Here is a 26656-nt window from a genome sequence, read left to right as displayed (position 1 = left end):
CCATGCAATCGATGGAAGAAATGCTCAAGGCCGCGCAGGCTGCTGCGGAAAACATCCAAAAGCAGATGAACGAAGCGCAGGTGAAGCTGGATTCGGTGGAAGTCGAAGGCTCCTCCGGCGGCGGGCTGGTGAAAATCCGCGCCACCGCCAAGGGCCGCATTCTGGGCGTGGCGATTGACGACAGCCTGATGGTGCCATCGGAAAAGCAGATCCTCGAAGACCTCGTCACCGCCGCCTTCAACGACGCGCGCGACAAGGCCGACCGCGCGGCGAATGCGGAAATGCAGCAGATGCAGGCCGGGCTGGGCCTGCCGCCGGGGTTCAAACTGCCGGGGATGTGAGGGGATAATGCGTCGTGATATGGATCTTGTCCGTTCCATACTCCTCAGGATTGAAGAGTCGGAATTACCATATCACGACGGCATCTTGGAGATCGAGGGATGGTCGGAAGGTGAGATAATCTACCATCTGAATCTCCTTATCCAAGCGGGTTTCGTGAATGCTTTGGAATTGGGTGATGTAAACACGCCATTTGGTTATCAATTTCAAGATGCGTCGCTGACATGGTCAGGACATGAATTTTTGGACAAAGTGCGTGATCCTGAAATTTGGAAAAAGACCAAAGAGGGTGCGGCAAAGGTCGGAACATGGAGCGTTTCGATCATCGCCGAAATCGCAAAAGGTTTGATGTTTCAGAAGGCGAGAGAATTGAGCTTGCCAATTTTGTAGGTGGTTCGAAGAGATATTTGGGTCACTTCCGGATCCCTCTGATCATGGAGAGCGCAGTCTCGCAGTTTTCCTTGCCTCCATACCCGCCCCAAGGCCCCATCCACACCCTTGCATCGCCCCTGAGTTGCACCCGCGCGAGTGCCTCCCCATATTCCCAACATGACTACACCTGCACCTGACAGCCCGCTGGCTGTTCTCCCGCTTCTTCCCCTGCGCGACATTGTCGTGTTTCCCGGCATGGTCGTGCCGCTCTTCGTCGGCCGCGAGAAGTCGGTTGCCGCGCTCGAAGCCGCGATGGAGGGGGACAAGGATATCTTCCTCCTCGCCCAGCTTGATCCCGCTTGCGATGATCCCACCAAGGATGACCTCTTCACCATGGGCGTGGTGGCGCAGGTGCTGCAAATGCTCAAACTGCCCGATGGCACGGTGCGCGTGCTGGTGGAAGGCACGGCCCGCGCCGAACTGGTCGAACTGCGCCCCAGTGAAAATCTGGTGCTGGCGCAGGTGCGTCCCGTGGCCGAAACCGCCGCCATCGGCAGCGAGGCCACCGCGCTGGTGCGCACAACGCTGGAGCAATTCGGCGATTACGCGCGCCACAACAAGAAGCTGCCCGATGATGTCGAGGCCGATCTGGCGCAGATCGAGGATGCGGGGCGGCTGGCCGATGCCATTGCCGGCAATCTTGCAGCCAAGGTTTCGACCAAGCAGGAAATCCTGAACGAGACCGATCCGGTCAAGCGGCTCGAACTGGTCTATGCCGCGATGGAAGGCGAGTTGTCTGTGCTTCAGGTGGAGCGCAAGATCCGCGGCCGCGTGAAGCGGCAGATGGAAAAGACGCAGCGCGAATATTACCTCAACGAACAGCTGAAAGCGATCCAGAGCGAACTGGGCGGCGGTGAAGGCGATGGCGACGAGATTGCCGAGCTGCAAAAGAAGATCGAAAGCCTCAAACTGCCCAAGGAAGCGCGCGCCAAGGCCGATGCCGAGCTGAAGAAGCTGCGCACCATGCAGCCGATGAGCGCCGAGGCGACAGTCGTGCGCAATTACCTCGATGTGCTGCTGGGCCTGCCATGGGGCAAGAAGAGCAAGCTCAAGAAGGATATCGCCAAGGCGCAGGCGATCCTCGATGCCGATCACTACGCGCTCGACAAGGTGAAGGACCGGATCATCGAGTATCTGGCCGTGCAGGCGCGCACCAACAAGCTGAAAGGCCCGATCCTGTGCCTTGTTGGCCCGCCGGGCGTGGGCAAGACCTCGCTGGGCAAGTCCATTGCCAAGGCTTGCGGACGCGAATTCATCCGCCAGTCGCTGGGCGGGGTGCGCGACGAGGCCGAGATCAGGGGCCACCGCCGCACCTATATCGGCTCCATGCCGGGCAAGATCGTGTCGAACCTGAAAAAGGCGGGCACGTCCAACCCGCTGTTCCTGCTGGATGAGATTGACAAGCTGGGGCAGGATTTCCGCGGCGATCCCGCCTCGGCGCTGCTCGAAGTGCTCGATCCGGAACAGAATGCCAAGTTCCAGGACCATTATCTGGAGCTGGATCTGGATCTGTCGGACATCATGTTCGTCTGCACGGCGAACAGCCTCAACCTGCCGCAGCCGCTGCTCGACCGGATGGAGATCATCCGGCTGGAAGGCTATACCGAGGACGAGAAGGTCGCGATTGCGCAGCGCCATCTGGTCGCCAAGCAGGTGGAAGCGCACGGGCTGAAGGCAGGCGAGTTCACCTTGACCGAGGAGGCACTGCGCGACCTCATCCGCTATTACACCCGCGAAGCCGGCGTGCGCACGCTGGAGCGCGAAATTGCGCGCCTGTGCCGCAAGTCCTTGCGCCGGATTCTGGAAGGCAAGGACACCGCAGTAACCGTGACAAGCGAGAACCTTGCCGATTTTGCCGGGGTGCGCAAGTTCAAGCACGGCGTATCGGAAGCCGAAGCGCAGGTGGGCGCGGTGACGGGCCTTGCCTGGACGTCCGTTGGCGGCGAATTGCTGACCATTGAAAGCGTCACCACGCCGGGCAAGGGCGAAGTGCGCACCACGGGCAAGCTGGGCGAGGTGATGAACGAAAGCGTTGCCGCCGCCTTCAGCTTCGTGAAAGCGCGCGCGCCCGCCTATGGGATCAAGCCGTCAATCTTTGCCCGCAAGAATGTGCATATCCACTTGCCCGAAGGCGCGGTGCCCAAGGATGGCCCCAGCGCGGGCATCGGCATGGTCACCTCGATCGTCTCCACGCTGACCGGCGTGCCCGTGCGCCCCGATGTGGCGATGACCGGCGAAGTGACGCTGCGCGGGCGCGTGCTGGCGATTGGGGGCCTCAAGGAAAAGCTGCTGGCGGCACTGCGCGGCGGCATCACCACGGTGCTGATCCCGGACGAGAATGTGAAGGATCTGGCCGAGATTCCGGACAATGTGAAGCAGGGGCTGGAGATCATTCCGGTTTCCCATGTCGATCAGGTGCTGGAGCACGCGCTCACCGCCATGCCGCAGCCGATCGAATGGACCGAGGCCGACGATCTGGCCAGCCAGCCTGCGCCTGTGCCTGCCCCCGGCACCACCGCGCATTGATCGCGCGGTGGCGACCGGTTTTTTGCGGCGCAGCGAATCGTCTGCCCTCTGTTAGCGCTATCGCGCACGGCAGGCTGCCGGCAAGAGCGGGCAGGGGGCAGGGCGGCTGCAAAGCATCCGCTGGCCCGCAAAATTGCAGCATTTGCCTGCCACAGGCGGTCAAGGCCCTAGACATCGGTGTGAAAACTCGCTCAATTCCCCGCCCATCGCAGCGCGAATGCACAGGCAAGGCAAACGACAACACGATTGAGGGGGATTTCCAGGGCCATGAACAAGAACGAACTGATCGGCGCCGTCGCGGAATTGAGCGGCTTGTCACGCAATGATGCCACCAAAGCGGTGGAAGGCGTGTTTGAAGCAATCACCACCACGCTTTCCAAGGGCGACGAAGTGCGTCTGGTCGGTTTCGGCACCTTTTCGGTGGCGCGGCGCAAGGCGTCCACCGGCCGCAATCCGCGCACCGGCGCGCCGATGAAGATCCCTGCCTCCAGCCAGCCCAAGTTCAAGGCGGGCAAGGGGCTGAAGGACGCGGTCAACTGATCCGCATCAGGTTTCTTCCGTAAGGTTGAGGCGAACAAAAGGGGCTGCTGCATCACGCCGCGGCCCCTTTGCCTTGCTCATTCCGGGCGCGTTGCCACCGCATAAAGCGCAATGGCTGCCGCGTTCGATACGTTGAGGCTTTCCATCGCGCTGCTGATCGGAAGCCGCGCCAGCGTATCGCAATGCGCGGCAATGTTGTGGCGCAGCCCTTCGCCTTCCGCGCCCAGCACGATCGCCACCGGGCCGGCCGGCAGGACGGATGCGAAACTGGCATCGGCTTCACCGGCAAGTCCGATGCGCCAATATCCCGCCTCGGCCATTTCTTCCAGCGCACGGGCCAGATTGACCACGCGCACCCAAGGAACGATCTCCAGCGCACCCGAAGCCGATTTGGCCAAGGCGCCGCCTTCAGCCGGGGCATGGCGGTCCTGCGTGACGAGGGCAGCCGCGTCGAACGCGGCGGCAGAACGAAGGATCGCGCCCACATTGTGCGGATCGGTAACCTGATCGAGCACCACGATGGGGCGTCCGTCATCCTCGTCCAGCACTTCGGACAGGTGCAGATCCTCCAGCGGATCGCATTCCAGAACCAGCCCCTGATGCGGCGCATCGCGCGGCACCATGCGGGCCAGATCCTCTGGCCCTGCATATTCCAGCGGGAAACCGGCAGGCAATTCGCCGTCGAGCGATTCGATGCCGTCATGCGTGGCCCACAGCTTGCGATGCTGGCGCGCCGGGTTCATCAGCGCGGCCTCCACCGCGTGGCGCCCCCACAGGCGCACCGCCCCGCCGCCCGTGCGGCCCGATCCGCGCCCGCCCTGGTTGCGGCCCGCCCGGCCGCGCAGTGCGCGCTTGTCGCCCTTGCGGCCTTCACCCTTCCTGTTCATGCCCGATATCCTTCGCTGTTGGCGCGCTCCTGCCAGCCAGACCATTGACAGGCAAGCGCAGCTTCGCCATTGGGGCGCCTCTCGGCTGGACCGGGCCCTTTACGGGGCTCATCCCTTGCGGGTTTTATCCCGTTTCCGGCACCGGTGGACAGGTGGCCGAGTGGTTAATGGCAGCAGACTGTAAATCTGCCCGCGAGAGCGTACGCTGGTTCGAATCCAGCCCTGTCCACCACCGCCGCCTCTTTCGCGAAGCCAAATCCAATCGTTTTGCGCAACGCTTGCGCGGAACCAGCCTAGAGCGGTTGCGAAGCAGACGCACGCTGGGGCGGGGCCGGAGCGAAGGGCAGGCGGCCAAAGCAAAGCGGCGGCCAATCCAGCCCTGTCCACCGCCGCCGCCGTCAAAACCTTGCGCCTTGCCGTTGCCACAGCCCGCTTTGCGGCCCTCCAGCCTTGTGCCGCGCGGCCTCAGTCCCTAGAGGAAGGGCATGGCCGGAGAACTGAAAGACAATCGCGGGCGCGGCGAAGCACAATGGCGCTGGCCCTCCATCCACCCCGAAGGCCGCAAATTCGGCCTGATTGGGGTGGCGCTGGCGCTGCTGGTGCTGCTGTGGCTCGATTGGGAGATCATCGGCTGGCCCCTGCTGGGCCTCGCCATCTTCACCTTCGCCTTTTTCCGCGATCCTGAACGCGTGGTGCCGCAAGGTTCCAACCTGATCGTGTCGCCGGCCGATGGTCTGGTGTCGCTGATCGTGCAGGTGCCGCCGCCGCCCGAATTGCAGGGCGATGACGAAGGCGGCCGCGGGCTGGGGCTGGAGCCGGTGACGCGCGTGTCGATCTTCATGTCGGTGTTCGATGTCCACATCAACCGTGCGCCGGTGGCCGGAACGGTCAAGCGCGTGGTCTATATTCCGGGCCGTTTCCTCAATGCCGATCTCGACAAGGCGAGCGAGGAGAACGAGCGCCAGCACATCCTGATCGAAAGGGCTGACGGGCGGGCGATTGGTTTCACGCAGATTGCCGGATTGGTGGCGCGGCGCATCATTCCTTTCGTCAAGCCGGGCGATCTGGTGGCCAGCGGGCAGCGCATCGGCCTGATCCGCTTTGGCAGCCGGGTGGATGTCTATTTGCCGGCAGGCACGGATTCCAAAGTGCTGCTGGGCCAGAAGGTCGTGGCAGGGGAGACTGTGCTGGCCGAAATCGGGCAACAGGCCTTGATTGAAGGTGTCAGCCTGTGACGCAAGCAGGCGGTTCAGGTCATCCGGAATCCCGGCACAGTGCCGAGGACGAAGCCTGGATCGGGCCGCGTGCCAGCGAGGAAGATCTGCCTGAACCGGTCGTGCGGAGCGGGACGCGCGGGCTTTCCGTCCGGTCTGTCATTCCCAATGCGATTACCGCGGCGGCGCTGTGTTCGGGCCTTACCGGCATCCGCTTTGCGATTGTGGACGATTGGGAAAAGGCGCTGTTCGCCATCGTGCTGGCAGGCGTGCTCGACGGGATCGACGGACGCATTGCCCGCTTGCTCAAGGCGCAATCGCGTTTCGGGGCTGAACTGGACAGCCTGGCTGATTCGCTGAGTTTCGGGATGGCGCCGGCGCTGGTGCTGTTCCTGTGGGCCTTGCAGGATCTGCCGCGCTTCGGCTGGTTCGCCGCGCTGGGCTTTGCGATCTGCTGCGCGCTGCGGCTGGCGCGCTTCAATGCCCAGATCGATACGGAGGATCAGCCGCACAAATCGGCTGGCTTTCTGACCGGGGTTCCCGCGCCGGTAGGGGCGGGGCTGGCGTTCCTGCCGATGTTCCTGTGGCTTGCCACCGGCAATGACTGGTTCCGCGAACCTGTGCTGGTTGCGGTCTGGACGGCGCTGATCGCCTTTCTGATGATTTCCAATCTTGCCACGATGAGCTGGAAATCGATCCGGCCGGGCAAGAATCTGCGGCTGGGCGTCATCGCGCTTGGCGGCCTGATTTTTGCCGCGCTGCTGACAGAGCCGTGGTGGACGCTGGTGATGATCTGCGCGGTCTATCTGGCGCTGATGCCGCTGGGTGTTGCCCGCTATGCCCGCGTCAGGCGGCTGCGCGAACAGGCCGCGAAATAGCGAAGGCGGCGCGGCTGCTGCCTGCTTCACGAAGGGTCAGGCGCGGCTGCGCCGGACGGAGCCGCATCACCACCTTTGCTGGCCGGGCTTGCCGTGCAGGCGCTGCGTCCAAGGCCGCAAGTTCGCGCAAAATGGCGCGGCCGCGCGCCACCCCCGTGATCACCGAATGGCCGACCACGCCAAGAGCGATCAGCCCCATGGCCGAGAAAAAAAGCGTGATTGCAAACGCAGAAAGCATGGGCCTTGACCTCTCGCATGACGTCCGGCGTGCGTGACCCGGACAAACGGGAAAAACGGGAAACCGGGAAACGTTCCTAAGTTCGCTATATGTTCTCTTGTTCTCATTTCGTTCCGATGCTGTCAAGTGATTCGGCAAGGCGCGGCTGCGGAGTGCGGGCCCCGACGCATTTTCGGGGTAGCTTTTGCGCCTTCTTGGCATTAAGGGCCGCGGCGTCGACGGGGGCGTGTCGCAGCGGCGCGCATCCTTCGGCGATTTCGCATGGAAGGCACACATCACCGGTGCCGTTCGCAACAGGGTTCTCCCACCTGCGTCCGGTTCCCCGTCTTCCAGAGGCATAACCGGAAAGGAATTATCTATGGCGGCACCTGTCGTCACCATGCAGCAATTGATCGAGGCCGGCGCGCATTTCGGCCACCAGACCCACCGCTGGAACCCGCGGATGAAGCCGTATATCTTCGGCGCCCGCAACGGTGTTCACATCATCGACCTGTCGCAGACCGTGCCGCTGTTCGCGCGTGCGCTGGATTTCGTGCAGGCCACTGTCCGTTCGGGCGGCAAGGTGCTGTTCGTGGGCACCAAGCGCCAGGCGCAGGAGCCGATTGCCCAGGCCGCGCGCGCCTGCGGTCAGCACTTCGTCAACCACCGCTGGCTTGGCGGTATGCTCACCAACTGGAAGACCATCAGCCAGTCGATCAAGCGCCTGAAGGCTCTGGAAGAGCAGCTGGGCAGCGGGATGTCGGGCCTGACCAAGAAGGAAGTGCTCCAGCTCACGCGTGAAAAGGACAAGCTGGAACTTTCGCTCGGCGGCATCCGCGACATGGGCGGCATTCCGGACGTGATGTTCGTGATCGACGCCAACAAGGAAGAGCTGGCGATCAAGGAAGCCAATGTTCTGGGCATTCCGGTCGTCGCCATCCTCGACACCAATGTTGACCCCAACGGCATTGCTTTCCCGGTTCCGGGCAATGACGATGCCAGCCGCGCCGTGCGCCTCTATTGCGATGCCATTGCGCAGGCGGCGATGAAGGGCCGCGGCGAAGGCGTGGTGGATTCGGGCGCCGATGTGGGCGCCATGGATGCCCCGCCGGCTGAAGCCGTGCTGGCCGAAGAAGCGCCCGTTGCCGAGGAAGCGCCCGCGCAGGCGTAAGCCGCCGGTCACAATTCCCCATTAGCGCGCCGGGCCTTGCAACAGCGGGGCCCGGCGCGGCTCACTATTTGAAGAAGGAACACAAAGATGGCTTTTACCGCCGCTGACGTGAAGAAGCTTCGCGAAATGACCGGTGCCGGCATGATGGATGCCAAGAAGGCGCTGGAAGAAACCAATGGCGATATCGAAGCCGCCGTGGACGCGCTGCGCGCCAAGGGTCTGGCCGCCGTGCAGAAGAAGTCCAGCCGCACCGCTGCCGAAGGTCTGGTGGGCATTGCTGTCACGGGCACCAAGGGCGTGGCCGTGGAAGTGAATTCGGAAACCGACTTCGTCGCCAAGAACGACCAGTTCCAGGATTTCGTGCGCAAGACCACCGAGGTCGCGCTCACCCTGTCGGCAGACGATGTCGACGCGCTGAAGGCCGCGGCCTATCCCGATGGCGGCACCGTGGCCGACAAGCTGACCAACAATGTCGCCACCATTGGTGAAAACCAGCAGGTGCGCCGCATGAAGAGCGTGTCGGTCGCAAACGGCCTCGTCGTGCCCTATATGCACAACGCTGCTGCCCCGAACCTCGGCAAGATCGGCGTGCTGGTCGCGCTCGAATCCGAAGCCGGTGCCGACGTGCTCGAACCGCTGGGCAAGCAGCTGGCCATGCATATCGCCGCCGCTTTCCCGCAGGCGCTGAATGCCGAAGGCCTTGATGCCGATGTGATCGCGCGCGAGCGCAAGATCGCCGCTGAAAAGGCTGCCGAAACCGGCAAGCCCGCCGAAGTGCAGGCCAAGATGGTGGAAGGCGCGGTCGCCAAATATGCCAAGGAAAACGCCCTGCTCAGCCAGGTTTTCGTGATGGACAACAAGACGCCCATCGCCGAAGTCGTGGCGCAGGCCGGCAAGGCCGCCGGCACGCCGATCGTGCTGAAGGACTATGTCCGCTTCCAGCTTGGCGAAGGCATCGAGAAGGAAGTGACCGATTTCGCCGCCGAAGTGGCAGCGGCAGTCAAGGGCTGATCTTTCGCCCAATTGCCGACAGGTTGCGAACCCCCGCTTTGCCTTGGCAGAGCGGGGGTTTTCCTTTGGGGTATTCCTTTGCGGGCCCTTGGCAGGAAAGGCGCGCTGACTATAAGGGCGCATCACGAAATCGCCCTGACAGGATTTGCCGTCCCCATGCTGCTCCCCAACACCAAACGTATCCTGCTCAAACTGTCGGGCGAGGTGCTGATGGGCGACCAGCAGTTCGGCATTGATCCCGCCGTGGTGGCGGCGCTGGCGGCAGAGGTTAAGGCAGCCAAGGAAACCGGCCTGCAAATCTGCCTTGTCATCGGCGGCGGCAATATCTTTCGCGGCATGGCCGGCGCGGCGCAGGGGATGGACCGGGCGCAGGCCGATTACATGGGGATGCTCGCCACCGTGATGAACGCGCTGGCGATGCAGAACGCGCTGGAACAGCTGGGCGTGCAGACGCGGGTGCAGAGCGCGATCCAGATGGACGCCGTGTGCGAACCGGTGATCCGCCGCCGGGCCGAACGGCATCTGGAAAAGGGCCGCGTGGTCATCTTTGCCGCAGGCGTGGGTGCGCCCTATTTCACGACCGATAGCGGCGCCGCCTTGCGCGCGGCGGAAATGAAGTGTGACGCGCTGTTCAAGGGCACCAGCGTGGATGGCGTGTATGACAGCGACCCCAAGAAGAACGCCTCTGCCATCCGTTTCGAAACCGTCAGTTACGACCGTGTGCTGGCAGATAATCTCAAGGTGATGGATGCAAGCGCCGTGGCGCTGTGCCGCGACAACGCCATTCCCATCGTGGTCTTTTCGATCCGCGAAAAGGGCAATCTGGCGCGCGTGCTGGCGGGCAACGGCGTGCAGACACTGGTACAGAAGGAAGGTTGAGCGATGCCGAAATATGACAAGGCCGATGTCGAGCGCCGCATGGCTGGCGCGGTGGAAGCGCTGAAAAGCGATCTGTCGGGCCTGCGCACGGGCCGCGCCAATACCGCGCTGCTCGATCCGGTGGTGGTGGAGGTCTATGGCGCGATGATGCCGCTCAACCAGGTGGCAACCGTTTCCGCGCCCGAACCGCGGATGCTGAGCGTGCAGGTCTGGGACCGCGCCAATGTGACCGCAGTGGAAAAGGGCATAGCCCACGCCAATCTGGGCCTCAACCCGATGATCGACGGCAACACGCTGCGCCTCCCGCTGCCTGATCTGACGCAGGAACGGCGCAAGGAGCTGGCCAAGCTGGCGGGCAAATATGCCGAGCAAGCGAAGATCGCGATCCGCAATGTCCGCCGCGATGCGAACGAAGCGCTGAAGGAAGACGAGAAGAAGAAGGACATCTCGGAAGACGACCGCAAGCGCCTGGAGGAGGAAGTCCAGAAGATGACCGACAAATTCGTGGCCGAGGTGGATGCCGCCGCCGCCGCGAAGGAGAAGGAAATCCTGACCCAGTGATTGCTGGGGCCTCCCAGGACGCGATGCAATCATGACGGCCTCTGCCGAAACCCCCCGCCATGTCGCCATCATCATGGATGGCAATGGCCGCTGGGCTGCCAAACGCCATCTGCCGCGCGCCATCGGCCACCGCGAGGGCGGGGAGGCGGTGCGCCGCGCGGTGAAGGCGTGCCAGGTTCTGGGGATCGAATGTCTCACACTCTACGCCTTCAGTTCCGAAAACTGGAAGCGTGACGAGGAGGAGATTGCCGACCTCATGAAGCTGATGCGCCGCTTCATCGAGGCGAACCTTGATGACATGGTGCGCCAGGGCGTTCGGCTGAAACTGATCGGGGAATGGCGCGCCTTTGCCCCCGATATCGTCGAAAGGCTGGAATATGCGCTGGCAAAGACAGCGGGCGGCACGCGCACGCTGGCGGTGGCGCTGAATTACGGCGCGCAGCAGGAGATCGCCCGCGCGGCGGCCAAGGCGGCGCAAGCGGGCGCGATCACGCAGGAAAGCATCGAGGCCAATCTCGACACGGCCGACCTGCCGCCACTCGACCTGCTGATCCGCACCAGCGGCGAGGTGCGGTTGTCGAATTTCCTGCTGTGGCAGGCGGCCTATGCCGAAATGCTGTTCATGGATGTGCTCTGGCCCGATTTTGGCGAAGAGCATTTGCGGGAGGCCTGCGCGGAGTTTGCCAAGCGGGAGCGGCGCTATGGCGGGCGGTAGTATGTTGTCGGCCCATAGCCCAAGCCCGTTCATCCTGAGCCTGTCGAAGGATGCTGCGCTGACTTTGCCGCTTCGTGGAAAAGCCGCGCGAGGCCCTTCGACAGGCTCAGGGCGAGCGGGTGTGGGTGTGCAGGTATGAACCAAGCTCCCGCCGCGAAATCGGATCTCGCCGTGCGTGCCGCCTCTGCCGTGGTCATGCTGGCCGTGGCGGGCGGGGCGCTGTGGCTGGGCGGCTGGTGGTTCGACACGCTGGTTGTGTTGGTTGCGCTCACCTGCTTTGGCGAACTGGCGCGGCTGGTGATGAAGGCGACGCCGTCGCTGGCATGGCGGGTAATCGGAATTGCAGCGGGCGCGGTCTATATCGGCATGGCCGCGCGCGCGCTGGTGATGCTGGAGCGCGAAATGATCGTGGGCATCCTTGCCCTCGTCATCGCCACCGATATCGGCGCCTATTTCAGCGGTCGCACGATCGGTGGGCCGAAGATTGCGCCCGCCATCAGCCCGTCCAAGACCTGGGCGGGCCTTGGCGGCGGAATGCTGGCCGCCGCGCTGGTAACGGTGGCCTTGTTCTATTCCAATGTCGGCGCGCGCGCCTTCGATGAATTGCGCGTGATGACGGGGGTGGCCTTCGTCCTTGGCGCACTGCTGGCCGTGGTGGCGCAGGCGGGCGATTTTCTGGAAAGCTGGCTGAAACGGCGGGCAGGGGTGAAGGATTCCTCAGCGCTGATACCGGGCCATGGCGGGGTGTTTGACCGGGTGGACGGCTTGCTTCCGGTGGCTATCGTCGCGGCCGAACTGTGGTATCGCGGGCATCCATGACACGCAGCCTTACGATATTGGGCGCAACCGGCTCCATCGGCACCTCCACGCTCGACCTCATCCGGCAGAGCCGCGACAACTGGCGAGTCAAGGCGCTTACCGCCAATTGCAGCGCGCGCGAATTGGCCGCGCTGGCGATCGAATTTGGCGCGGAAATGGCGGTCGTTGGTGACGAGGCTTGCCTGCCAGACCTGCGCGAGGCGCTTAGCGGCACCGCCATCAAGGCCAGCGGCGGCGCGCAGGCCTTGTGTGAGGCTGCCGCTTCCGGCGCGGACGTAACCGTCGCCGCCATTGTCGGCTGTGCAGGGCTTGCCCCCGTCATGGCAGCGGTGGAGCAGGGCGGGACCCTTGCGCTTGCCAACAAGGAGGCTCTTGTCAGCGCGGGCGACATCCTGATGGATGCAGTGGCGCGCCACGGGGCGACGCTGCTGCCCACCGACAGCGAGCATAATGCGATCTTCCAATGTCTTCAGGGCAACGACATCACCGAGGTGCGCTGGATCACGCTCACCGCCAGCGGCGGGCCGTTCCGCGAATGGAGCGCCGAGCAACTCGGCAAGGCCACCCGCGAACAGGCGCTGAAGCACCCCAACTGGGACATGGGCGCCAAGATCACCGTGGACAGCGCGACCATGTTCAACAAGGGGCTGGAACTGATCGAGGCCTGGCACCTGTTCCCCGTCGGGCTCGACCGGCTGCGGATCGTGGTGCACCCGCAAAGCGTGATCCATTCGATGGTGGAATACCGCGACGGATCGACACTGGCGCAGCTTGGCCCCAGCGATATGCGCGTGCCCATCGCCAGCTGCCTTGCCTGGCCCGCCCGCATGGACACGGCGTGCAAGCCGCTCGACCTGCCGACAATTGGAACACTGAGCTTCTTCGAACCGGATGAGGAGCGCTTCCCCGCGACAAGGCTGGCGCGCGCGGCGGCGCAGGCGGGCGGGGCGGCCCCGGCGGTGCTCAATGCGGCGAACGAGGTGGCGGTAGCGGCATTCCTTGCCGGTCAGATCACATTCACGCAAATTTCGGCAATTGTCGCCAGAACGCTGGATGAAGGCGTGCCGCCTGCACCCACCAGCCTTGCAGAAGTGCTTGCGGTGGACGCCGAAGCGCGCCAGCGTGCGTCGCGCCTGATGGAGATTGCCTGACACCATGCCCCACGTGTTTGAATCGGTGCCCGTGTGGATGATGATCGCGGGGTTCCTGCTGGTGCTGGGGCCGCTCGTCACCTTGCACGAATTGGGGCATTACCTCGTCGGGCGCTGGTTCGGCGTGAAGGCAAATGTGTTTTCGGTGGGTTTCGGCAAGGAACTGGCGGGCTTTACCGACAAGCGCGGCACACGCTGGCGGCTTTCTGCCCTGCCGCTGGGCGGATATGTCCAGTTTGCCGGGGACATGAGCCCCGCCAGCCAGCCAAGTCCCGAATATCTGGCGCTGCCCAGGCACGAGCAGGAGCAGTGTTTTCAGGCCAAGCCGCTGTGGCAGAAATCGCTGATTGTGGCGGCCGGGCCGGTCACCAATCTGCTGATCGCGGTCATCATCTTTGCCGGCTTCGCCATGGTCTATGGCCGCCCCGTGGTGCCGCCGGTGATCGCGGATTTTGCCGACAATTCGCCTGCATACGCCGCCGGGCTTGAGGCGGGCGACCGAATCGTTGCGGTAAATGGCGAGCGCGTGACCGATTTCGAACAGGTGCGCGCCTTCGTGCTGCCCTATCCGGGCCGCACGATCACGCTGACTTACGAACGCGAAGGCGTGCAGGCGACCGTTCCGGTGAAGGTGGACAGCGTGGAGATGACCGACCGGTTCGGCAATACTTCGCGTCTGGGCATAATCGGCGTCTATTCCAATCCGGGCGAATTCCAGGCCGCAGGGCCGCTGTCCGCGCTTGGCTTTGCGATGGATCGCAGCTGGAACGCGCTGAAAATGATGGTCACGGGCATCGGCCAGATCATCATGGGCGAACGGTCGGTTGAGGAACTGGGCGGGCCGATCAAGATCGCCAAGTTTTCGGGCGAGCAATTGAGCCTGGGGCCGCTGGCCTTTGTCGAATTTGTCGCCTTCATCTCGCTTAATTTGGCATTCATCAACCTGCTGCCAATTCCGGTTCTCGACGGTGGGCACCTGGCATTCTACGCGGCTGAGGCGATCCGCCGAAAGCCTGCCAGCCCGCGCAGTCAGGAATGGGCGTTCCGCACCGGGATGGCACTTGTGCTTGGCCTGATGCTGTTCGTCACGATTGTGGACATTGCCTCCCTGCCGATATTCGGCAGCTAGGCGGGGAAAAGGATGGCTCTGGCGACACGAAACCCTGCCTGATCGCTTGATGAAGCGGGCCGTATCGGGCAAGGGGCGCCTCTCACCCATGTGGTTGCAGCTTTTCGGCCGGAATGTTCCGGCACGGGCGGATGGTTTCGGGATGGAACCGCACAGTCACACTCACGGGTAAAGGCGCAAAGGCCGCAGGGAATGAACGCATGAAGATTTCAAGCGCACACAGCACGACAGCCTCGCACTTTGCCGCGGCCCTGATGGGGTGCACCATCCTGGCTGGTCTGCCCGCTGTGGCCATGGCGCAGGATGCCGCCCCGCCGGCCGAAGCGGCGCCTGCCGCGCCCGCGGCCGCACCCGCCGAACAGGGCGACGTGATCCGCACCATCGCGGTGTCGGGTGCGCAGCGGCTGGAGCCGGAAACGATCCTTTCCTACATTCAGCTGCGCCCCGGCCAGGTCTATACCGCCGCCCGCGCGGACCAGGCGCTGATCGACCTTGCGGCAACCGAACTGTTCTCGGACTTCTCGGTCACCAACAATGCCGGCAATGTGGTGATCACGGTGGTCGAAAACCCGATCATCAATCGCGTGCTGCTCGAAGGCAACCGCCGCATCAAGGACGACAAGCTGCGCGAGGAAATCCAGCTTTCCCCGCGCCAGATCTTCACCCGCAGCCGCGTGCGCGCCGATGTGGCCCGCATTATCGAGCTGTACAAGCGGCAGGGCCGCTATGCCGCGGTGGTCGAACCGCAGATGGTCATGCTCGACCAGAACCGCGTGGACGTGATCTTCGAAATCAACGAAGGCCCCAAGTCCAAGGTGCGCCAGATCAACATCATCGGCAATTCGGCCTTTTCCGATGGCGATCTGAAAAGCGAAATGGTCACCAAGGAATCGGGGCTGCTGAAGATCTTCAGTTCCAACACCAGCTACGATCCCGACCGCCTGCAATATGACCAGCAGAAGCTGCGCCAGTTCTACCTGACGCAGGGCTATGCCGATTTCCGCGTTGTTTCGGCCGTGGCGGAACTCACGCCCGACAAGCGCGATTTCATCATCACCTATGTGCTGGAGGAAGGCGAACGCTACCGTTTCGGCACAGTGGACGTGGTCAGCCAGCTGCGCGATTTCGACAGCGACCGCCTGACCCAGTCGCTGCGGATCCGGGAAGGCGATTGGTATAACGCCGAACTGGTCGACAACACGATCGAACTGCTGACCGAAACCGCGGGCGCGTTCGGTTATGCCTTTGCGCAGGTGCGGCCGACCTTCACCCCCAACCGCGAAAACCGCACCATGGATGTGCGTTTCACGCTGACCGATGCGCCGCGCGTCTACATCGAATCGATCGACATCAACGGCAACACCATCACCCAGGACAAGGTGATCCGCCGCGAATTCCGCCTGGTGGAAGGCGATGCGTTCAGCTCGCTCCAGGTCTCCCGATCGACCGCGCGCATCAATTCGCTGGGCTATTTCCAGCAAAATTTCGAAGTCGAGCAGGTCGAAGGCAGCACCCCCGACCGTGTGGTGCTGCAGGCCAATCTGCAGGAAACCCCCACCGGGGAACTGACGCTGTCGGCAGGCTTTTCCAGCCTGGAAAGCTTCATCTTCCAGGGATCGATCCGGCAGAACAATTTCCGCGGGCGCGGACAATCGGTGGGCCTGTCGCTCAACTATTCGCGCTATTCGCGTTCGGGCTCGATCAGCTTTGCCGAACCTTACCTGTTCGACCGCAATATCTCGGCCGGGATCGACCTTTACCGGCAGGACTATAACAACGGCTATTTCAACCGCCGCAATGCAACCTATGAGCAAAGCACCACGGGCATCGCGCTGCGGGCAGGTATTCCGCTTACCGAATACACCTCGCTGATCGGTCGCTACACGCTCAACTTCGAAAATGTCACGATCGACGAAAACCAGTTCTTTGCGGATTTCGACGGCGACGGCACGCGCCAGTGCGAGCCCTTGCTGGCCGGGCGCTATCTGTGCGACGCCATCGGCAACCGGGTCAATTCGATCCTCGGCATCTCGCTGGTGCGCGATACGCTCAATTCGCGTCAGCGCCCCACCAATGGCAATCTGCTCAGCTTTACGGTCGATTTCGCAGGGCTTGGCGGGGATACCCGTTACATCCGTGGCCGCCTGAACGCGGCGCAGTTCTTCGACCTGGGCAGCAATTTCATCTTCTCGCTGCGGGGAGAGGCCGGTGCGATTACCGGGCTGGGCGATCAGGTGCGCCTGACCGACCGCTTTTTCCTGGGCGAACCGGATATCCGCGGTTTCGACATTCGCGGTATCGGCCCGCGCGTCGTGCGCCGCTTCTACATCTTCGATGACGACGGTAACCGCGTGCTGCGTCCGCTGGGTGATCGCAACAACCAGGACGATTCGCTGGGCGGCCGCTATTACTATTTCGGCCGGGCCGAACTGGAGATCCCGCTGGGCACCGGCGCGCGCGAAATGGGTATTCGCCCCTCGCTGTTTGCCGATATCGGCTCGGTCTTCGGCATTCGCAGCCCGCAGCTTACCATCAGCCCGCCGCCCGACGGCCTGTTTGTGCCGCAGCGCAATTCTTCCGGCTTGCCGCTGTACACGCAGATCGACGCTGCGACTGTCAACACGGCAGGCAGTTGCGTGCCCACCGCCGTTTCGCAGGTCACCAATCCGATCAACCCCAATCCGCCGGCCTGCCTGACCAGCGCCAACAATTCGCCCATCGGGTTGCAGCTGCCGCCCTTCGTGGAAGAATTCTACGGCAACAGCCCCCGCCCGCGCCTTTCGGTGGGCGCCGGCATCAACTGGAATTCGCCCTTCGGCCCGTTCCGCATCGACCTTGCCTACGCCCTCCTCAAGCAGGAAGGCGATGAAACCAAGACCCTGTCCTTCAACGTAGGAACTGCATTCTGATGTCCAAGATGTCCTTCAAGGCGGCGCTGGTCGCTGCCGTTCTTCCCGCTGCCGCTCTTGCCAGCCCGGCCGCTGCCCAGGTCAACGGCATGGCCGTGACCGAGCCTGCCGTGGCCGTTGCCAGCTCCACCGCGCTGCAGACCGGCTTCCAGCAGGTCGGCACCACCTATGCCGCGCAGATCCAGCAGATCGACCAGCTGAGCCAGCAGCGGATGCAATTGCTCCAGACGCTGGACACCAACCGGAATGGCCAGATTGACGAGGCCGAACAGGCCGCGCTCACCGAAACCAACCCCACCGTGGTGCAGATCAACACGATCGATCAGCAGATCAGCACCGCGCAGGCGCCGATCCAGCTTGCCCGCCTGTATGTGGTCAGCCAGGTGGCCCAGCAATATGCCGCCGCCGTGCAGCAGGTGATCGCGGATCGCGGCATTCAGGTCATGCTGTCGCCCGAAGCCATCGTCTACGCCGCCGATGGCATGGATGTGACCTCGCTTGTCGCCACCGCGCTGAACGCCCGCGTGCCTTCGGTCACCATCACGCCGCCCGCCGGTTTCCAGCCGAACGAAGCGGTGGTGAACCTGTATCAGCAGGTGCAGCAGGTCTTTGCCATGGCCCGCGCGCAGCAGCAGGCGGCTGCCGCCAATGGCGCTGCCCAGCCGGCTGTTGAAGGCCGCTGATCCTTCGCAGGATCGCTGGTTGATCGGGCCATATGGTGATGAGCGAAGCTGACGCACCTTTCGACATTCCGCGCATCCTGAAGGCCTTGCCGCATCGCTATCCGATGCTGCTGGTCGACAGGGTGGCGGAACTGAAGAAGGGCGAGGAGATTACCGCGATCAAGGCGGTGACGTTCAACGAGGGCTTTTTTCAGGGCCATTTCCCCGGCCGCCCGATCATGCCCGGTGTCTTGCAGATCGAGGCGCTGGCGCAGGCGGCGGGGATCCTGGCGGTGGAAACGCTCGACCTCGCCGGATCGGGCAAGCTCGTCTATTTCATGGCGATCGAGGAGGCCAAGTTCCGCGCTCCTGTTGAACCGGGCGTGCTGCTGGAGCTGAAGGCCGGCTTCCTTCAGCAGCGCAGCCGCGTGTGCAAGTTCTGGGGCAAGGCAAGCGTAGAGGGCAAGCTCACCTGCGAGGTGCAGTTCACCGCCATGATCGCGGACGCGCCGCAGAGCTGAACGGCGCGCACGCTCTGGCGTTTGCTCTTGATCTTGAAGGGGGTGGCCGTTATGGGCCGCCGCTTACCGATTTACCCCAATGCAAGCCGGTCGGAACCGGCAGCGCGCAAAGGATATATGCCATGAAGGCCGATACGCACCCCGATTACCACTTCATCACCGTCAAGATGACCGACGGCACCGAATTCCAGACTCGCTCCACCTGGGGCAAGGAAGGCGATGTGATGACGCTGGATATTGATCCCACCAGCCACCCGGCGTGGACAGGCGGTCAGCGTCAGGTCGATCAGGGCGGCCGCGTGGCGCAGTTCAACAAGCGTTTCGGCGGGCTCAGCCTCAAGAAGAAGTAAGCTTCGCACTGCTTCGGCACGGAAGCGAAAGGGCGGCTCCGCTGGGGTCGCCCTTTTCCATGGCGTTTCAGTCGTCGGCCGCCGGCTCGAACCGCAGCGTTCCGGCAAGGCGCGCTTTGCCGCCGTGGTCCTTCATGTGGTGCACCCCGTCATTGACGCGGATTTCGGGAAAATCCTCGTACACGCGCACCCCATCCAGCGTGGCCGCGTTCAAGGTGTAAATCGTGGGGTTTGATCGCGGGCGGTGATAAATGTGGATGCCGCAATTCGTGCAGAACCAGTGTTCGGCCACGCGCGTGTTGAACTGGTAACAGGCAAGGGCATCTGCGCCTTGCTCAATGGTCAGATCAGCCTGCGCGATATGCACCATCGCCACGCCCTTCATCGCGCAGATCGAACAATTGCAGCGCCCCGCGCGCAAGGGTTCGGGCACGTGGGCGTGGTAGCGCACCGCGCCGCAATGGCATCCGCCGTGGCGTGTCGTCATCTGCCTACTCCCAGCCCCAGGGGCGCTCGCGGTACCATTTGGTGATGACATATTTCACGCCGCTGCGCACCTTCATCCCGTGGTGCAGCGTGTTGGGGTTGAGCCGCCCGTCGGCGCGCTTGTTGTTCCAGCAGACCAGCTTGCCCGTTTCGGGCTGGAAGGTCTTGCCGATCACCTTGAAGCGGGTGGCGCCGCCCGCCTCCACCTGGTTGAGATAGATCATGAAGGTCCAGGTGCGGTTGCCCGCGACCGAGCAGAAGCGCGCGTAATCGGGAAAATCCGGCTCGAAATAGTCGGTATGCGCCTTGAATTCCTGCCCCACGGCATAGCGCTGCCCCTGCACGGGCTCGCCATGCGCGGGATCGATTCCGTTCAGGGCAAACAGCAATGCCTCCAACTCCTTCACCGCCGGCTCCTCTGCCGAAAGATCGCAGGTTTCGCTGGTGCGGAAGGCGTAATCCCCGTTGCTGTCAGCCAGCGTGGAGGGGCGGCGTTCCCGTTCGATCAGCGCAACCAGATCGGCGCACAGGGCAGGCGGGAGGAAGCCGGGGCAATCGAACAGCTCCAGCCGGTCGGTCGGCACGCGCCGCACGCCCGGCCGGGAGAGCAACTGGGCGGCGGATGTCTCGCCCGGATTCGGCAGCACGGATTGCATGGCCCGATTGATACGCCGCGCCGCTGTGCTGGCAAGCGGGAAAGAATCCGGCAATGCGGGCGTGTTTGCGCGCATTTTTCGCTTTGCAAGAGGGCAGGCTTGTGCAAGAGGCAGCCGCCCGCACGGCAGGGGCTTGACCTTGTGCCAAAGCGGCCTATCAGCCGCGCATCCTGGTATGCGTGCTGGGATATGGCGATCGTAGCTCAGTTGGTTAGAGCGCCGGTTTGTGGTACCGGAGGTCGCGGGTTCGGATCCCGTCGATCGCCCCATTTCCCCTGATTTACCGCGCATGACAGGCGCAAACGGGCAGATACTCCTGACATGACAGCTTTCTGGGCCAGCGCCGATTGGGATGAGCATGAGCGCGTGGAGCTGGTGCACGACCGTGCATCGGGCCTCACCGCAATCTTCGCCGTGCATTCCACCCATCTTGGCCCCGGCGCAGGCGGGGTGCGCTTCTGGCATTACGCCGATCCCGCCGACGCGATGACCGATGCGCTGCGCCTGTCGCGCGGCATGAGTTACAAGAACGCGATGGCGGGCCTGCCCATGGGTGGGGGCAAGGGCGTGGTGCTGCTCGATGCCGAACGCAGCCGCACCCCTTCCATGCTGGCGGCGCTGGGAGACGCGATCGAGGCGCTGGGTGGCCGCTATGTCACGGCCGAGGATGTGGGGGCGAGCGAGGCGGATATGGTCGCCATCGCCCAGCGCACCGGCCATGTCAGCGGCCTGCCTGTCGGGCCAGGCGTTGCGGGCGGCGATCCCGGCCCGTTTACCGCGCGCGGCATTTTCCTGGGGCTGAAGGCGGCGGTGGAGCACCGGCTGGGGCGTGACAGCATGGCGGGAGTTCATGTGGCGATTCAGGGCTGCGGCAGCGTGGGCGGTGGCCTTGCGCGGTTGCTGGCAGCAGAGGGCGCGCGGCTGACGCTGGCGGATATCGACCCCTTGCGCGCCAACCGGCTGGCGGCTGAACTTGGCGCGCAAGTGGTGGATGCGGGGCAGATCATGGCGGTGCCTTGCGATGTGTTCAGCCCCAATGCGCTGGGCGCGGTGCTCGATGCGCGCGGGGTGGAGCAGCTCGATTGCGCGATTGTCGCGGGCGGGGCGAACAACCAGCTGGCGCGGCCGGAGGATGGTGCGGCGCTGGCGCGGCGGGGCATCCTCTATGCGCCCGATTACGTCATCAATGCCGGCGGCATCATCAATGTCAGCGTCGAATATCTGGCGCGGCAAAAGGGCGAGGCGGGCGATCTGGCCGAAGTGGAGCGGATGATCGCCGCCATTCCCGATCGCCTGCGCGCCATCTGGCAGGAAAGCGAGGCGACCGGCCTTGGCGCTGATCTGGTGGCCGACCGGATGGCGCAAATCCTGATCGGGCGCGCCTGAAACAGAAAGCAACCTAGAGCGACACAGCGCCCCCGATTGGCCCAGAACCGCGAAAACACGCGGCCTAGGCCGCTGCGTTGCTCCGGTTATGCTTGAGGTTGGGCCACGCACCTGCCAAAGGGACAAACGCAATTTCGCGAGCAGACTTTCGGCACCAGGCCACCCTTTGTAACCATGCATGGCTTTGCCAATCCCGCCCGTTTCTTGAGGCTTGCCCGCTGGCTCACCCCGCTCTTGCTGGCGGGGGGGCTGGTGCTTGTCGCCGGTTCGCTGATCCATTCCTATTTCAATATGCCGCCCGACCGGCTGATGGGCGATTCGGTAAAGATCCTGCCGCTCCATGTCGCCACCGCGTGGCTGGGCATGGGCGGGTGGACCACCATTGCGATTGCCAGCCTTGTGGAACTGGTGTGGCGGCATCCGCTGGCTGCGATTGCGGCGCGCGCGGCCGCCGTGCCGGGCGCGGTGTTCACCTTTGTCTGCCTTGCCACCGGATCGATCTGGGGGCGGCCCACCTGGGGCACATGGTGGGTGTGGGACGGGCGGCTGACATCGATGCTGGTGCTGCTGTTCCTCTATTTCGGCTATATCGCGCTGTCGGGCGCGCTGGCGCGCGAAGGGGCCAGCAGCCGCATTGCCGCTATTTTCGGGCTGGTGGGCGCGATCAATATCCCCATCATCAACCGCAGCGTGGTGTGGTGGAATTCGCTGCACCAGCCGCCCAGCATCACCATGGGCAATTCCGCGATTGATCCTGTGTATCTGTGGCCGCTGTTGGTGGCGGTGGCCGGATTCTCGCTGCTGTTTGGCGGGGTGGTGCTGGCACGGATGCGCACCATATTGGCCGATATGCAGGCCGAGGCGCGGCTGCGGCGCAAGGCGATGCAAGTGGCAGAAGGGCTGGAGTGACCATGCGCGAAGCACCCGACATGATGGCTTTTGTCGATGCCGCCTTTGCGGTGGGCATTGCGGCCACGCTGATCATGGTGGTGTGGAGCTGGATCGCGATGCGCCGCGCGGAAGCGCGGCGAGAGGAGACGCGCGGGAAATGAGCCTTTCGGTGAAGCCCAAACATCAGCGGCTGGTGCTGCTGGTCATCGCGCTGGTCGCGCTGGTGGGTGCGGGCCTGCTGGCGGCATGGGCGCTGCGCAGTCAGGCAAGCTATTTCTATCTGCCCAGCGAAATCGTGGCCGAGGCGCCCGATCCTGATCGCGGCGTGCGCCTGGGCGGCATGGTGGAAAGCGGTTCGATCAAGACCGCGCCCGATGGCGTCACGATCACTTTCGTGGTGGGCGATGGCACAGCCCGCGTGCCGGTCACCTTTGCCGGAATTGCGCCCGCGCTGTTTGTCGAAGGGTCGGGCGTGGTGGCCGAAGGGCGCATGGGCGCGGACGGCACCTTCGTGGCCGACAATCTGCTCGCCAAGCATGACGAGAATTATATGCCGCGCGAACTGGAAGGCATGACCACCGACGACGTCCGCGCGCAGATCGAGGCGACGCTGCAATGATGGCGGAACTCGGCCTTGCCGCCCTGTGGCTGGCCGCCGCGCTTGCGGGGCTGCAATTGCTGGCCGGGTTTATGGCGCTGCGTCCGGGGCACGAAGCGGTGGGCGTGCTGGCGCGCCCGGCAGCATTGGTGCAGGCGCTGCTGTGCGGCCTGTCCTTCCTCGTCCTGCTCTATCTGTTTGCCGTCACTGACCTTTCGGTGAAGCTGGTGGCCACCAATTCGCATTCCGACAAGCCGATGATTTTCAAGCTGTCGGGCGCTTTCGGCAATCACGAAGGCTCGATGCTGCTGTGGGTGACCGTGATGGCGCTGGCGGGCGGGCTGATCGCGGCGGTGGAGCGCCGGCTGCCCGAACGCACCATGCTGGCAACTTTGGGCGCGCAAGCCTTCGTCGCGCTGGGCTTTTACGCCTTCCTGCTGTTGTCCTCCAACCCGTTTGAACGCCTCAGCCCCGTGCCCGCGCAGGGCAGCGGTCTCAACCCGCTGTTGCAGGATATCGGCCTCGCCTTTCACCCGCCTACGCTCTATTTCGGCTATGTCGGCCTGTCGGTCGCGTTCAGCTTTGTCGTCGGCGCGCTGATGACGCGGCAGGTGACGCCTGAATTCGCGCGCGTGATGCGGCCGTGGATTCTGGGCGCGTGGGTGCTGCTCACCATTGGTATCACCGCAGGCTCCTATTGGGCCTATTACGAGCTGGGCTGGGGCGGCTGGTGGTTCTGGGACCCGGTGGAAAATGCCGCGCTGATGCCGTGGCTGGCGGCCACCGCGCTGCTCCATTCGGCCAGCGTGCTGGCCGCGCGCGATGCGCTGCGCGCCTGGACGGTGCTGCTGGGCGTGGTGGCTTTTTCGATGAGTATGCTGGGCACCTTTCTGGTGCGATCGGGCATTCTCACCAGCGTGCACGCCTTTGCCGTCGATCCGGAGCGGGGCACGTTCATCCTCGCGCTGCTCACCCTATACATCGGTGGGGCGCTGGTGCTGTTCGCGCTGCGGGCGGGCACGGTGGCGGAGGGGGAACGCTTTGCCCTGACCAGCCGTGAGGGTGCGCTGGTGGTGAACAATGTCGCGCTCTCCGCCATTCTGGGCATCGTCCTGCTGGGCACGCTTTATCCGCTGCTGACCGAGGCGTTCGATGTGCGCGTTTCTGTCGGTCCGCCCTATTTCAACCCGGTATCCGCGATCTTCTTCCTGCCCATGCTGCTGGTGCTGGCGGTGGGGCCGCTGCTCAACTGGCGGCGCGACAGCTTCGCGCGCATTCGTGTGCCGGTGCTGATCCTGTCGGGCCTCGGCGTGGGTGTGCTGGCGGGCGTGTGGCTGGCCACCGATATCGGCATTCTCCCGCTGCTCGGCCTTGCACTCGCGGCGGTGGTCGCGGTGGCGAGCGTGCTGCCGCTGAAAGGGCGCCGGCTGGCGCGCGTGCCGATTGCGATGTGGGGCATGGTGGTGGCGCATCTGGGTGTGGCGGTGGCACTGTTCGGCATGGCCGCCGACACCGCGTTTCAGCAGGAGCGGCTGGTGGCCGCCAATGTGGGCGATGTGATCGAGGTCGGCCCGTGGACGGCGCGGCTGGAAAGCGTGCTGCCCGTATCCGGCCCCAACTGGCAGGCGATCGAGGCTTCGCTGACGGTCCAGCAGGGGCAGGGCCGCGTCACCATGACGCATCCGCAGGCGCGCGTATTCTGGTCGCCGCCCACCGAAACGAGCGAGGTGGCGCTCGTCACGCGCTGGAACGGGCAGCTTTACGCCGCGCTGGGCAATCAGGCAGAGGATGGCCGCTGGCAGGTGCGCCTGTGGTGGAAGCCGTTTGTCACCTGGATCTGGTATGGGGGCCTGCTGATCGCGCTGGGCGGCGCGCTGGCGCTGCTGGGGCGGCTGTCGGTCGATATCCGCCGCCGCGTGGCGATGCGCAAGATCGCGGTGCGCCGCGCCGATCAGGCCGAACGCGGCACGCCGCCGCCGCCGGAGCCGGCGGAATGAAGCGGCTGCGCATATTCCTCTGGGTGCTGGTAGGCGTCGCCGCGCTGGCTTTTGGTCTGTTCGCCTATCAATTGCGCCAGCCCAAGGATGAGTTTGTAGCCAGCGCCATGGTGGGCAAGCCCATTCCGCCGTTTCAACTGCGTCCTGCCGTGGAGGGGCAGCCGGGCCTTTCCAGCGCCGATCTGGCCGATGGGAAGCCGCGCCTTGTCAACATCTTCGCCAGCTGGTGCCTGCCCTGCCGCGCCGAGGCGCCGCATCTGGAAACCCTGCGCGAACAGGGCGCAGAGATCGTCGGCATCGCGATCCGCGACCGGCCGGAGGATGTGGCCGCGTTTCTGGCGGTCTATGGCAATCCGTTCACCCGCATTGGGGCGGACGACATCAGCGAAGTGCAATTGTCGCTCGGCTCCTCCGGCGTGCCCGAAACCTTTGTGGTCGATGGCAAGGGCGTGATCGTGCACCAGCATATCGGTGATATTCGGGCCGAACACGTGCCGAATATCCTCGCCAAACTGCGCGAGGCCGGGGCATGAGGGGCGCAGCGCTCATCCTGGCACTTGCCATGCTGGTGGCATCGCCCACGCTGGCGCAGGACAGCCTGCCGCCCGCGCCCTATGCCTATCAACAGCTCGACGACCCGGAGCAGGAAGCGCAAGCGACCGCGCTGATGCACACGCTGCGCTGTCTCAAATGCCAGAGCCAGTCCATCGCCGACAGCGATGCGCCAATGGCCGGCGATATGCGCCACCAGGTGCGCACGCGCATTGCGGCGGGCGAAAGCCCCGAACAGATCCGCGCGTGGATGGTCGAGCGCTATGGCGACTATGTCAGCTACGAGCCGAAGCTGGGGGCGAACACCTGGCCGCTTTTCGCGCTGCCCTTGCTGATGCTGGCGCTGGTCGCTTTCGTGCTGCGCGGGCGGTTGGGCCGGGCGAAGGGCGAAGGTGAGACGGGGAGCAAGCCGCAATGATCTGGATCATGGTGGCAGCGCTGGCGCTGGCCGCTTTTGCCGTGGCGGTTCTCGCGTTCCGCCTGCCGCGCGTCACATGGACAAGCCTCGCGGCGGCACTGGTGTTCGGCCTTGCCGGTTACACCTTGCAGGCCAGCCCGCAATTGCCCGGTGCGCCCCGCGCGAACATGGCGGCCAGCTACACCGACGAATGGCAGATGCGCGATGCGCGCGTGCTCTTGGTGGGGGAAAGTCTGAAATCGCGCAGCAATGCCATGGTCACCTCCGATGCCTTTGCGCAGCGGGGCCAATTCACCAATGCGGTGGGATTTGCCGACATTGCGATCCGTGAAAATCCGCAGGATTTCGAAGCGTGGCTGGCGCTGGGCAATGCGCTGGTGGAACAGGCCGACGGCGCGCTGACGCAGCCCTCGCTCTATGCCTACCGCCAGGCCAGCGCGATTGCGCCCGACAATCCGGCGCCGTCCTATTTCCTCGGCCTGTCGCTGATCAGGCAGGGGCGGATGCTGGAGGCCTATCAGATCTGGCGCGGCGCGCTGGAACGGATGGGTGAGGGGGGGCCACCTGCGCAAGCCTTCATGGCGGAACGCGTGGCGCGGCTGGAATCGATGCTGGCCCAGGCGGGGGCGCTGCCGCCTGCCCGTGAAGCGGCTGCGGATCAGGGCGAATAGGCACGCCGAGTCGGCGGCTTGCCGCGCCTCCGGCACACTGCTAGAGGCCGCGCTTTCCGCCCGGCTATAGCGCCGCTGGCGGGCCAAAGG

At 64.2% G+C, this 26656-nt stretch carries 30 protein-coding genes and 2 tRNA genes; 28 read left to right on the top strand and 4 right to left on the bottom strand.

Annotated features, from left to right (window positions below):
• Positions 1-2 precede the first annotated feature (2 nt).
• From WFP44_RS11975 to WFP44_RS11960, 4 genes are all read left to right on the top strand, one after another.
• Positions 3-341: a YbaB/EbfC family nucleoid-associated protein gene (locus tag WFP44_RS11975; protein ID WP_336919499.1), complete on the top strand. Its 339-nt coding sequence runs from the start codon at positions 3-5 to the stop codon at positions 339-341.
• A gap of 7 nt (positions 342-348) precedes the next feature.
• On the top strand, positions 349-729 hold the full coding sequence (locus tag WFP44_RS11970; RefSeq protein WP_336926793.1) for a DUF2513 domain-containing protein: 381 nt from the start codon (positions 349-351) through the stop codon (positions 727-729).
• A gap of 159 nt (positions 730-888) precedes the next feature.
• Positions 889-3297: an endopeptidase La gene (lon, locus tag WFP44_RS11965; RefSeq protein ID WP_336926792.1), complete on the top strand. Its 2409-nt coding sequence runs from the start codon at positions 889-891 to the stop codon at positions 3295-3297.
• Between the two features lie 267 nt (positions 3298-3564).
• Positions 3565-3837 carry an HU family DNA-binding protein gene (locus WFP44_RS11960; RefSeq protein WP_336926791.1) on the top strand — a complete coding sequence of 91 codons (273 nt, stop codon included), beginning with the start codon at positions 3565-3567 and terminating at the stop codon, positions 3835-3837.
• A 77-nt stretch (positions 3838-3914) separates the two neighbouring features.
• Here WFP44_RS11960 and WFP44_RS11955 read toward each other — a convergent pair whose 3' ends face one another.
• A complete protein-coding gene (locus WFP44_RS11955) occupies positions 3915-4724 on the bottom strand; it encodes a TrmH family RNA methyltransferase (protein WP_336926790.1) in 810 nt (269 codons plus the stop codon).
• A gap of 146 nt (positions 4725-4870) precedes the next feature.
• Between WFP44_RS11955 and WFP44_RS11950 the strand changes: the two genes are divergently transcribed.
• The 3 genes from WFP44_RS11950 to WFP44_RS11940 all read left to right on the top strand — a co-directional run bounded on the left by WFP44_RS11950 (position 4871) and on the right by WFP44_RS11940 (position 6816).
• A tRNA-Tyr gene (locus WFP44_RS11950) sits at positions 4871-4956 on the top strand.
• A 253-nt stretch (positions 4957-5209) separates the two neighbouring features.
• Positions 5210-5959: a phosphatidylserine decarboxylase gene (locus WFP44_RS11945; protein WP_336926789.1), complete on the top strand. Its 750-nt coding sequence runs from the start codon at positions 5210-5212 to the stop codon at positions 5957-5959.
• A gap of 59 nt (positions 5960-6018) precedes the next feature.
• Entirely contained in the window at positions 6019-6816 is a 798-nt protein-coding gene (locus WFP44_RS11940; RefSeq protein WP_336926858.1) for a CDP-alcohol phosphatidyltransferase family protein, read from the top strand.
• On the opposite strand, the gene WFP44_RS11935 is transcribed toward WFP44_RS11940, so the two are convergent.
• Positions 6785-7015, bottom strand: a complete 231-nt coding sequence (locus WFP44_RS11935) for a hypothetical protein (RefSeq protein ID WP_336926788.1) — start codon at positions 7013-7015, stop codon at positions 6785-6787. The genes WFP44_RS11940 and WFP44_RS11935 overlap by 32 nt on opposite strands.
• Positions 7016-7412: 397 nt before the next feature.
• Between WFP44_RS11935 and rpsB the strand changes: the two genes are divergently transcribed.
• The 12 genes from rpsB to rpmE all read left to right on the top strand — a co-directional run bounded on the left by rpsB (position 7413) and on the right by rpmE (position 18911).
• Positions 7413-8204 (top strand): 30S ribosomal protein S2, encoded by a 792-nt coding sequence (gene rpsB, locus WFP44_RS11930; RefSeq protein WP_336926787.1) that lies wholly within the window; start codon positions 7413-7415, stop codon positions 8202-8204.
• Positions 8205-8291: 87 nt separating this feature from the next.
• Entirely contained in the window at positions 8292-9215 is a 924-nt protein-coding gene (gene tsf, locus WFP44_RS11925; protein WP_336926786.1) for a translation elongation factor Ts, read from the top strand.
• A gap of 156 nt (positions 9216-9371) precedes the next feature.
• Positions 9372-10094 carry a UMP kinase gene (gene pyrH, locus WFP44_RS11920; protein ID WP_336926785.1) on the top strand — a complete coding sequence of 241 codons (723 nt, stop codon included), beginning with the start codon at positions 9372-9374 and terminating at the stop codon, positions 10092-10094.
• Positions 10095-10097: 3 nt separating this feature from the next.
• Positions 10098-10655 (top strand): ribosome recycling factor, encoded by a 558-nt coding sequence (frr, locus tag WFP44_RS11915; RefSeq protein WP_336926784.1) that lies wholly within the window; start codon positions 10098-10100, stop codon positions 10653-10655.
• Positions 10656-10686: 31 nt separating this feature from the next.
• Positions 10687-11370, top strand: coding sequence for a polyprenyl diphosphate synthase (gene uppS / locus WFP44_RS11910; RefSeq protein ID WP_336926783.1), 684 nt, complete (start codon positions 10687-10689; stop codon positions 11368-11370).
• A 135-nt stretch (positions 11371-11505) separates the two neighbouring features.
• Positions 11506-12189, top strand: a complete 684-nt coding sequence (locus WFP44_RS11905) for a phosphatidate cytidylyltransferase (protein ID WP_336926782.1) — start codon at positions 11506-11508, stop codon at positions 12187-12189.
• A complete protein-coding gene (gene dxr / locus WFP44_RS11900; protein WP_336926781.1) occupies positions 12186-13340 on the top strand; it encodes a 1-deoxy-D-xylulose-5-phosphate reductoisomerase in 1155 nt (384 codons plus the stop codon). Before WFP44_RS11905 ends, dxr begins: the two co-directional genes overlap by 4 nt.
• A 4-nt stretch (positions 13341-13344) precedes the next feature.
• Positions 13345-14469, top strand: coding sequence for an RIP metalloprotease RseP (rseP, locus tag WFP44_RS11895; protein ID WP_336926780.1), 1125 nt, complete (start codon positions 13345-13347; stop codon positions 14467-14469).
• 254 nt (positions 14470-14723) lie between these two features.
• On the top strand, positions 14724-17378 hold the full coding sequence (gene bamA / locus WFP44_RS11890) for an outer membrane protein assembly factor BamA (RefSeq protein ID WP_336926779.1): 2655 nt from the start codon (positions 14724-14726) through the stop codon (positions 17376-17378).
• The gene (locus tag WFP44_RS11885) at positions 17378-18061 is read left to right on the top strand and encodes an OmpH family outer membrane protein (RefSeq protein WP_336926778.1); all 684 of its coding nucleotides are present in this window, start codon (positions 17378-17380) and stop codon (positions 18059-18061) included. Before bamA ends, WFP44_RS11885 begins: the two co-directional genes overlap by 1 nt.
• A gap of 38 nt (positions 18062-18099) precedes the next feature.
• A complete protein-coding gene (fabZ, locus tag WFP44_RS11880) occupies positions 18100-18561 on the top strand; it encodes a 3-hydroxyacyl-ACP dehydratase FabZ (RefSeq protein ID WP_336926777.1) in 462 nt (153 codons plus the stop codon).
• A 122-nt stretch (positions 18562-18683) separates the two neighbouring features.
• Positions 18684-18911: a 50S ribosomal protein L31 gene (rpmE, locus tag WFP44_RS11875; protein ID WP_336926776.1), complete on the top strand. Its 228-nt coding sequence runs from the start codon at positions 18684-18686 to the stop codon at positions 18909-18911.
• A gap of 67 nt (positions 18912-18978) precedes the next feature.
• Here the strand turns inward: rpmE and WFP44_RS11870 are convergent, their stop codons facing one another.
• Together WFP44_RS11870 and WFP44_RS11865 are read right to left on the bottom strand one after the other, a co-directional pair.
• Entirely contained in the window at positions 18979-19398 is a 420-nt protein-coding gene (locus tag WFP44_RS11870) for a GFA family protein (protein ID WP_336926775.1), read from the bottom strand.
• Positions 19399-19402: 4 nt separating this feature from the next.
• Positions 19403-20053 carry a prolyl hydroxylase family protein gene (locus WFP44_RS11865; RefSeq protein ID WP_336926774.1) on the bottom strand — a complete coding sequence of 217 codons (651 nt, stop codon included), beginning with the start codon at positions 20051-20053 and terminating at the stop codon, positions 19403-19405.
• Between the two features lie 192 nt (positions 20054-20245).
• On the opposite strand from WFP44_RS11865, the gene WFP44_RS11860 reads away from it, so the two are divergent.
• The 9 genes from WFP44_RS11860 (at position 20246) to WFP44_RS11820 (ending at position 26566) form a co-directional block, all read left to right on the top strand.
• Positions 20246-20322: transfer RNA gene (locus tag WFP44_RS11860), tRNA-His, on the top strand.
• A gap of 52 nt (positions 20323-20374) precedes the next feature.
• Positions 20375-21439 carry a Glu/Leu/Phe/Val family dehydrogenase gene (locus WFP44_RS11855; RefSeq protein WP_336926773.1) on the top strand — a complete coding sequence of 355 codons (1065 nt, stop codon included), beginning with the start codon at positions 20375-20377 and terminating at the stop codon, positions 21437-21439.
• A gap of 174 nt (positions 21440-21613) precedes the next feature.
• Positions 21614-22348 carry a heme ABC transporter permease CcmC gene (ccmC, locus tag WFP44_RS11850; RefSeq protein WP_336926772.1) on the top strand — a complete coding sequence of 245 codons (735 nt, stop codon included), beginning with the start codon at positions 21614-21616 and terminating at the stop codon, positions 22346-22348.
• A gap of 2 nt (positions 22349-22350) precedes the next feature.
• Positions 22351-22491: a hypothetical protein gene (locus WFP44_RS11845; protein WP_336926771.1), complete on the top strand. Its 141-nt coding sequence runs from the start codon at positions 22351-22353 to the stop codon at positions 22489-22491.
• Positions 22488-22949 (top strand): cytochrome c maturation protein CcmE, encoded by a 462-nt coding sequence (ccmE, locus tag WFP44_RS11840; RefSeq protein WP_336926770.1) that lies wholly within the window; start codon positions 22488-22490, stop codon positions 22947-22949. Before WFP44_RS11845 ends, ccmE begins: the two co-directional genes overlap by 4 nt.
• Positions 22946-24925, top strand: coding sequence for a heme lyase CcmF/NrfE family subunit (locus WFP44_RS11835; RefSeq protein ID WP_336926769.1), 1980 nt, complete (start codon positions 22946-22948; stop codon positions 24923-24925). The genes ccmE and WFP44_RS11835 overlap by 4 nt, the downstream gene beginning before the upstream one ends.
• Positions 24922-25458: a redoxin family protein gene (locus tag WFP44_RS11830; protein ID WP_336926768.1), complete on the top strand. Its 537-nt coding sequence runs from the start codon at positions 24922-24924 to the stop codon at positions 25456-25458. Before WFP44_RS11835 ends, WFP44_RS11830 begins: the two co-directional genes overlap by 4 nt.
• Positions 25455-25895, top strand: coding sequence for a cytochrome c-type biogenesis protein (locus WFP44_RS11825; RefSeq protein ID WP_336926767.1), 441 nt, complete (start codon positions 25455-25457; stop codon positions 25893-25895). Before WFP44_RS11830 ends, WFP44_RS11825 begins: the two co-directional genes overlap by 4 nt.
• Positions 25892-26566: a tetratricopeptide repeat protein gene (locus WFP44_RS11820; protein ID WP_336926766.1), complete on the top strand. Its 675-nt coding sequence runs from the start codon at positions 25892-25894 to the stop codon at positions 26564-26566. Before WFP44_RS11825 ends, WFP44_RS11820 begins: the two co-directional genes overlap by 4 nt.
• Positions 26567-26656: the final 90 nt, after the last annotated feature.

The sequence above is a fragment of the Alteraurantiacibacter palmitatis genome, from assembly GCF_037154115.1.
In the GTDB taxonomy this organism is placed as follows: Bacteria; Pseudomonadota; Alphaproteobacteria; order Sphingomonadales; family Sphingomonadaceae; genus Alteraurantiacibacter; species Alteraurantiacibacter palmitatis.
Note: the sequence above shows the minus strand (reverse complement) of the source record. Positions and strands in the feature narration are given on the sequence as shown.

Bases quoted from the DNA above. Each gene is read 5' to 3' on its own strand.
- WFP44_RS11975 (WP_336919499.1), top strand. From the start codon at position 3: ATGCAATCGATGGAAGAAATGCTCAAGGCCGCGCAGGCTGCTGCGGAA.
- WFP44_RS11970 (WP_336926793.1), top strand. From the start codon at position 349: ATGCGTCGTGATATGGATCTTGTCCGTTCCATACTCCTCAGGATTGAA.
- lon (WP_336926792.1), top strand. From the start codon at position 889: ATGACTACACCTGCACCTGACAGCCCGCTGGCTGTTCTCCCGCTTCTT.
- WFP44_RS11960 (WP_336926791.1), top strand. From the start codon at position 3,565: ATGAACAAGAACGAACTGATCGGCGCCGTCGCGGAATTGAGCGGCTTG.
- WFP44_RS11955 (WP_336926790.1), bottom strand. From the start codon at position 4,724: ATGAACAGGAAGGGTGAAGGCCGCAAGGGCGACAAGCGCGCACTGCGC.
- WFP44_RS11945 (WP_336926789.1), top strand. From the start codon at position 5,210: ATGGCCGGAGAACTGAAAGACAATCGCGGGCGCGGCGAAGCACAATGG.
- WFP44_RS11935 (WP_336926788.1), bottom strand. From the start codon at position 7,015: ATGGGGCTGATCGCTCTTGGCGTGGTCGGCCATTCGGTGATCACGGGG.
- rpsB (WP_336926787.1), top strand. From the start codon at position 7,413: ATGGCGGCACCTGTCGTCACCATGCAGCAATTGATCGAGGCCGGCGCG.
- tsf (WP_336926786.1), top strand. From the start codon at position 8,292: ATGGCTTTTACCGCCGCTGACGTGAAGAAGCTTCGCGAAATGACCGGT.
- pyrH (WP_336926785.1), top strand. From the start codon at position 9,372: ATGCTGCTCCCCAACACCAAACGTATCCTGCTCAAACTGTCGGGCGAG.
- frr (WP_336926784.1), top strand. From the start codon at position 10,098: ATGCCGAAATATGACAAGGCCGATGTCGAGCGCCGCATGGCTGGCGCG.
- uppS (WP_336926783.1), top strand. From the start codon at position 10,687: ATGACGGCCTCTGCCGAAACCCCCCGCCATGTCGCCATCATCATGGAT.
- WFP44_RS11905 (WP_336926782.1), top strand. From the start codon at position 11,506: ATGAACCAAGCTCCCGCCGCGAAATCGGATCTCGCCGTGCGTGCCGCC.
- dxr (WP_336926781.1), top strand. From the start codon at position 12,186: ATGACACGCAGCCTTACGATATTGGGCGCAACCGGCTCCATCGGCACC.
- rseP (WP_336926780.1), top strand. From the start codon at position 13,345: ATGCCCCACGTGTTTGAATCGGTGCCCGTGTGGATGATGATCGCGGGG.
- bamA (WP_336926779.1), top strand. From the start codon at position 14,724: ATGGGGTGCACCATCCTGGCTGGTCTGCCCGCTGTGGCCATGGCGCAG.
- WFP44_RS11885 (WP_336926778.1), top strand. From the start codon at position 17,378: ATGTCCAAGATGTCCTTCAAGGCGGCGCTGGTCGCTGCCGTTCTTCCC.
- fabZ (WP_336926777.1), top strand. From the start codon at position 18,100: ATGAGCGAAGCTGACGCACCTTTCGACATTCCGCGCATCCTGAAGGCC.
- rpmE (WP_336926776.1), top strand. From the start codon at position 18,684: ATGAAGGCCGATACGCACCCCGATTACCACTTCATCACCGTCAAGATG.
- WFP44_RS11870 (WP_336926775.1), bottom strand. From the start codon at position 19,398: ATGACGACACGCCACGGCGGATGCCATTGCGGCGCGGTGCGCTACCAC.
- WFP44_RS11865 (WP_336926774.1), bottom strand. From the start codon at position 20,053: ATGCAATCCGTGCTGCCGAATCCGGGCGAGACATCCGCCGCCCAGTTG.
- WFP44_RS11855 (WP_336926773.1), top strand. From the start codon at position 20,375: ATGACAGCTTTCTGGGCCAGCGCCGATTGGGATGAGCATGAGCGCGTG.
- ccmC (WP_336926772.1), top strand. From the start codon at position 21,614: ATGCATGGCTTTGCCAATCCCGCCCGTTTCTTGAGGCTTGCCCGCTGG.
- WFP44_RS11845 (WP_336926771.1), top strand. From the start codon at position 22,351: ATGCGCGAAGCACCCGACATGATGGCTTTTGTCGATGCCGCCTTTGCG.
- ccmE (WP_336926770.1), top strand. From the start codon at position 22,488: ATGAGCCTTTCGGTGAAGCCCAAACATCAGCGGCTGGTGCTGCTGGTC.
- WFP44_RS11835 (WP_336926769.1), top strand. From the start codon at position 22,946: ATGATGGCGGAACTCGGCCTTGCCGCCCTGTGGCTGGCCGCCGCGCTT.
- WFP44_RS11830 (WP_336926768.1), top strand. From the start codon at position 24,922: ATGAAGCGGCTGCGCATATTCCTCTGGGTGCTGGTAGGCGTCGCCGCG.
- WFP44_RS11825 (WP_336926767.1), top strand. From the start codon at position 25,455: ATGAGGGGCGCAGCGCTCATCCTGGCACTTGCCATGCTGGTGGCATCG.
- WFP44_RS11820 (WP_336926766.1), top strand. From the start codon at position 25,892: ATGATCTGGATCATGGTGGCAGCGCTGGCGCTGGCCGCTTTTGCCGTG.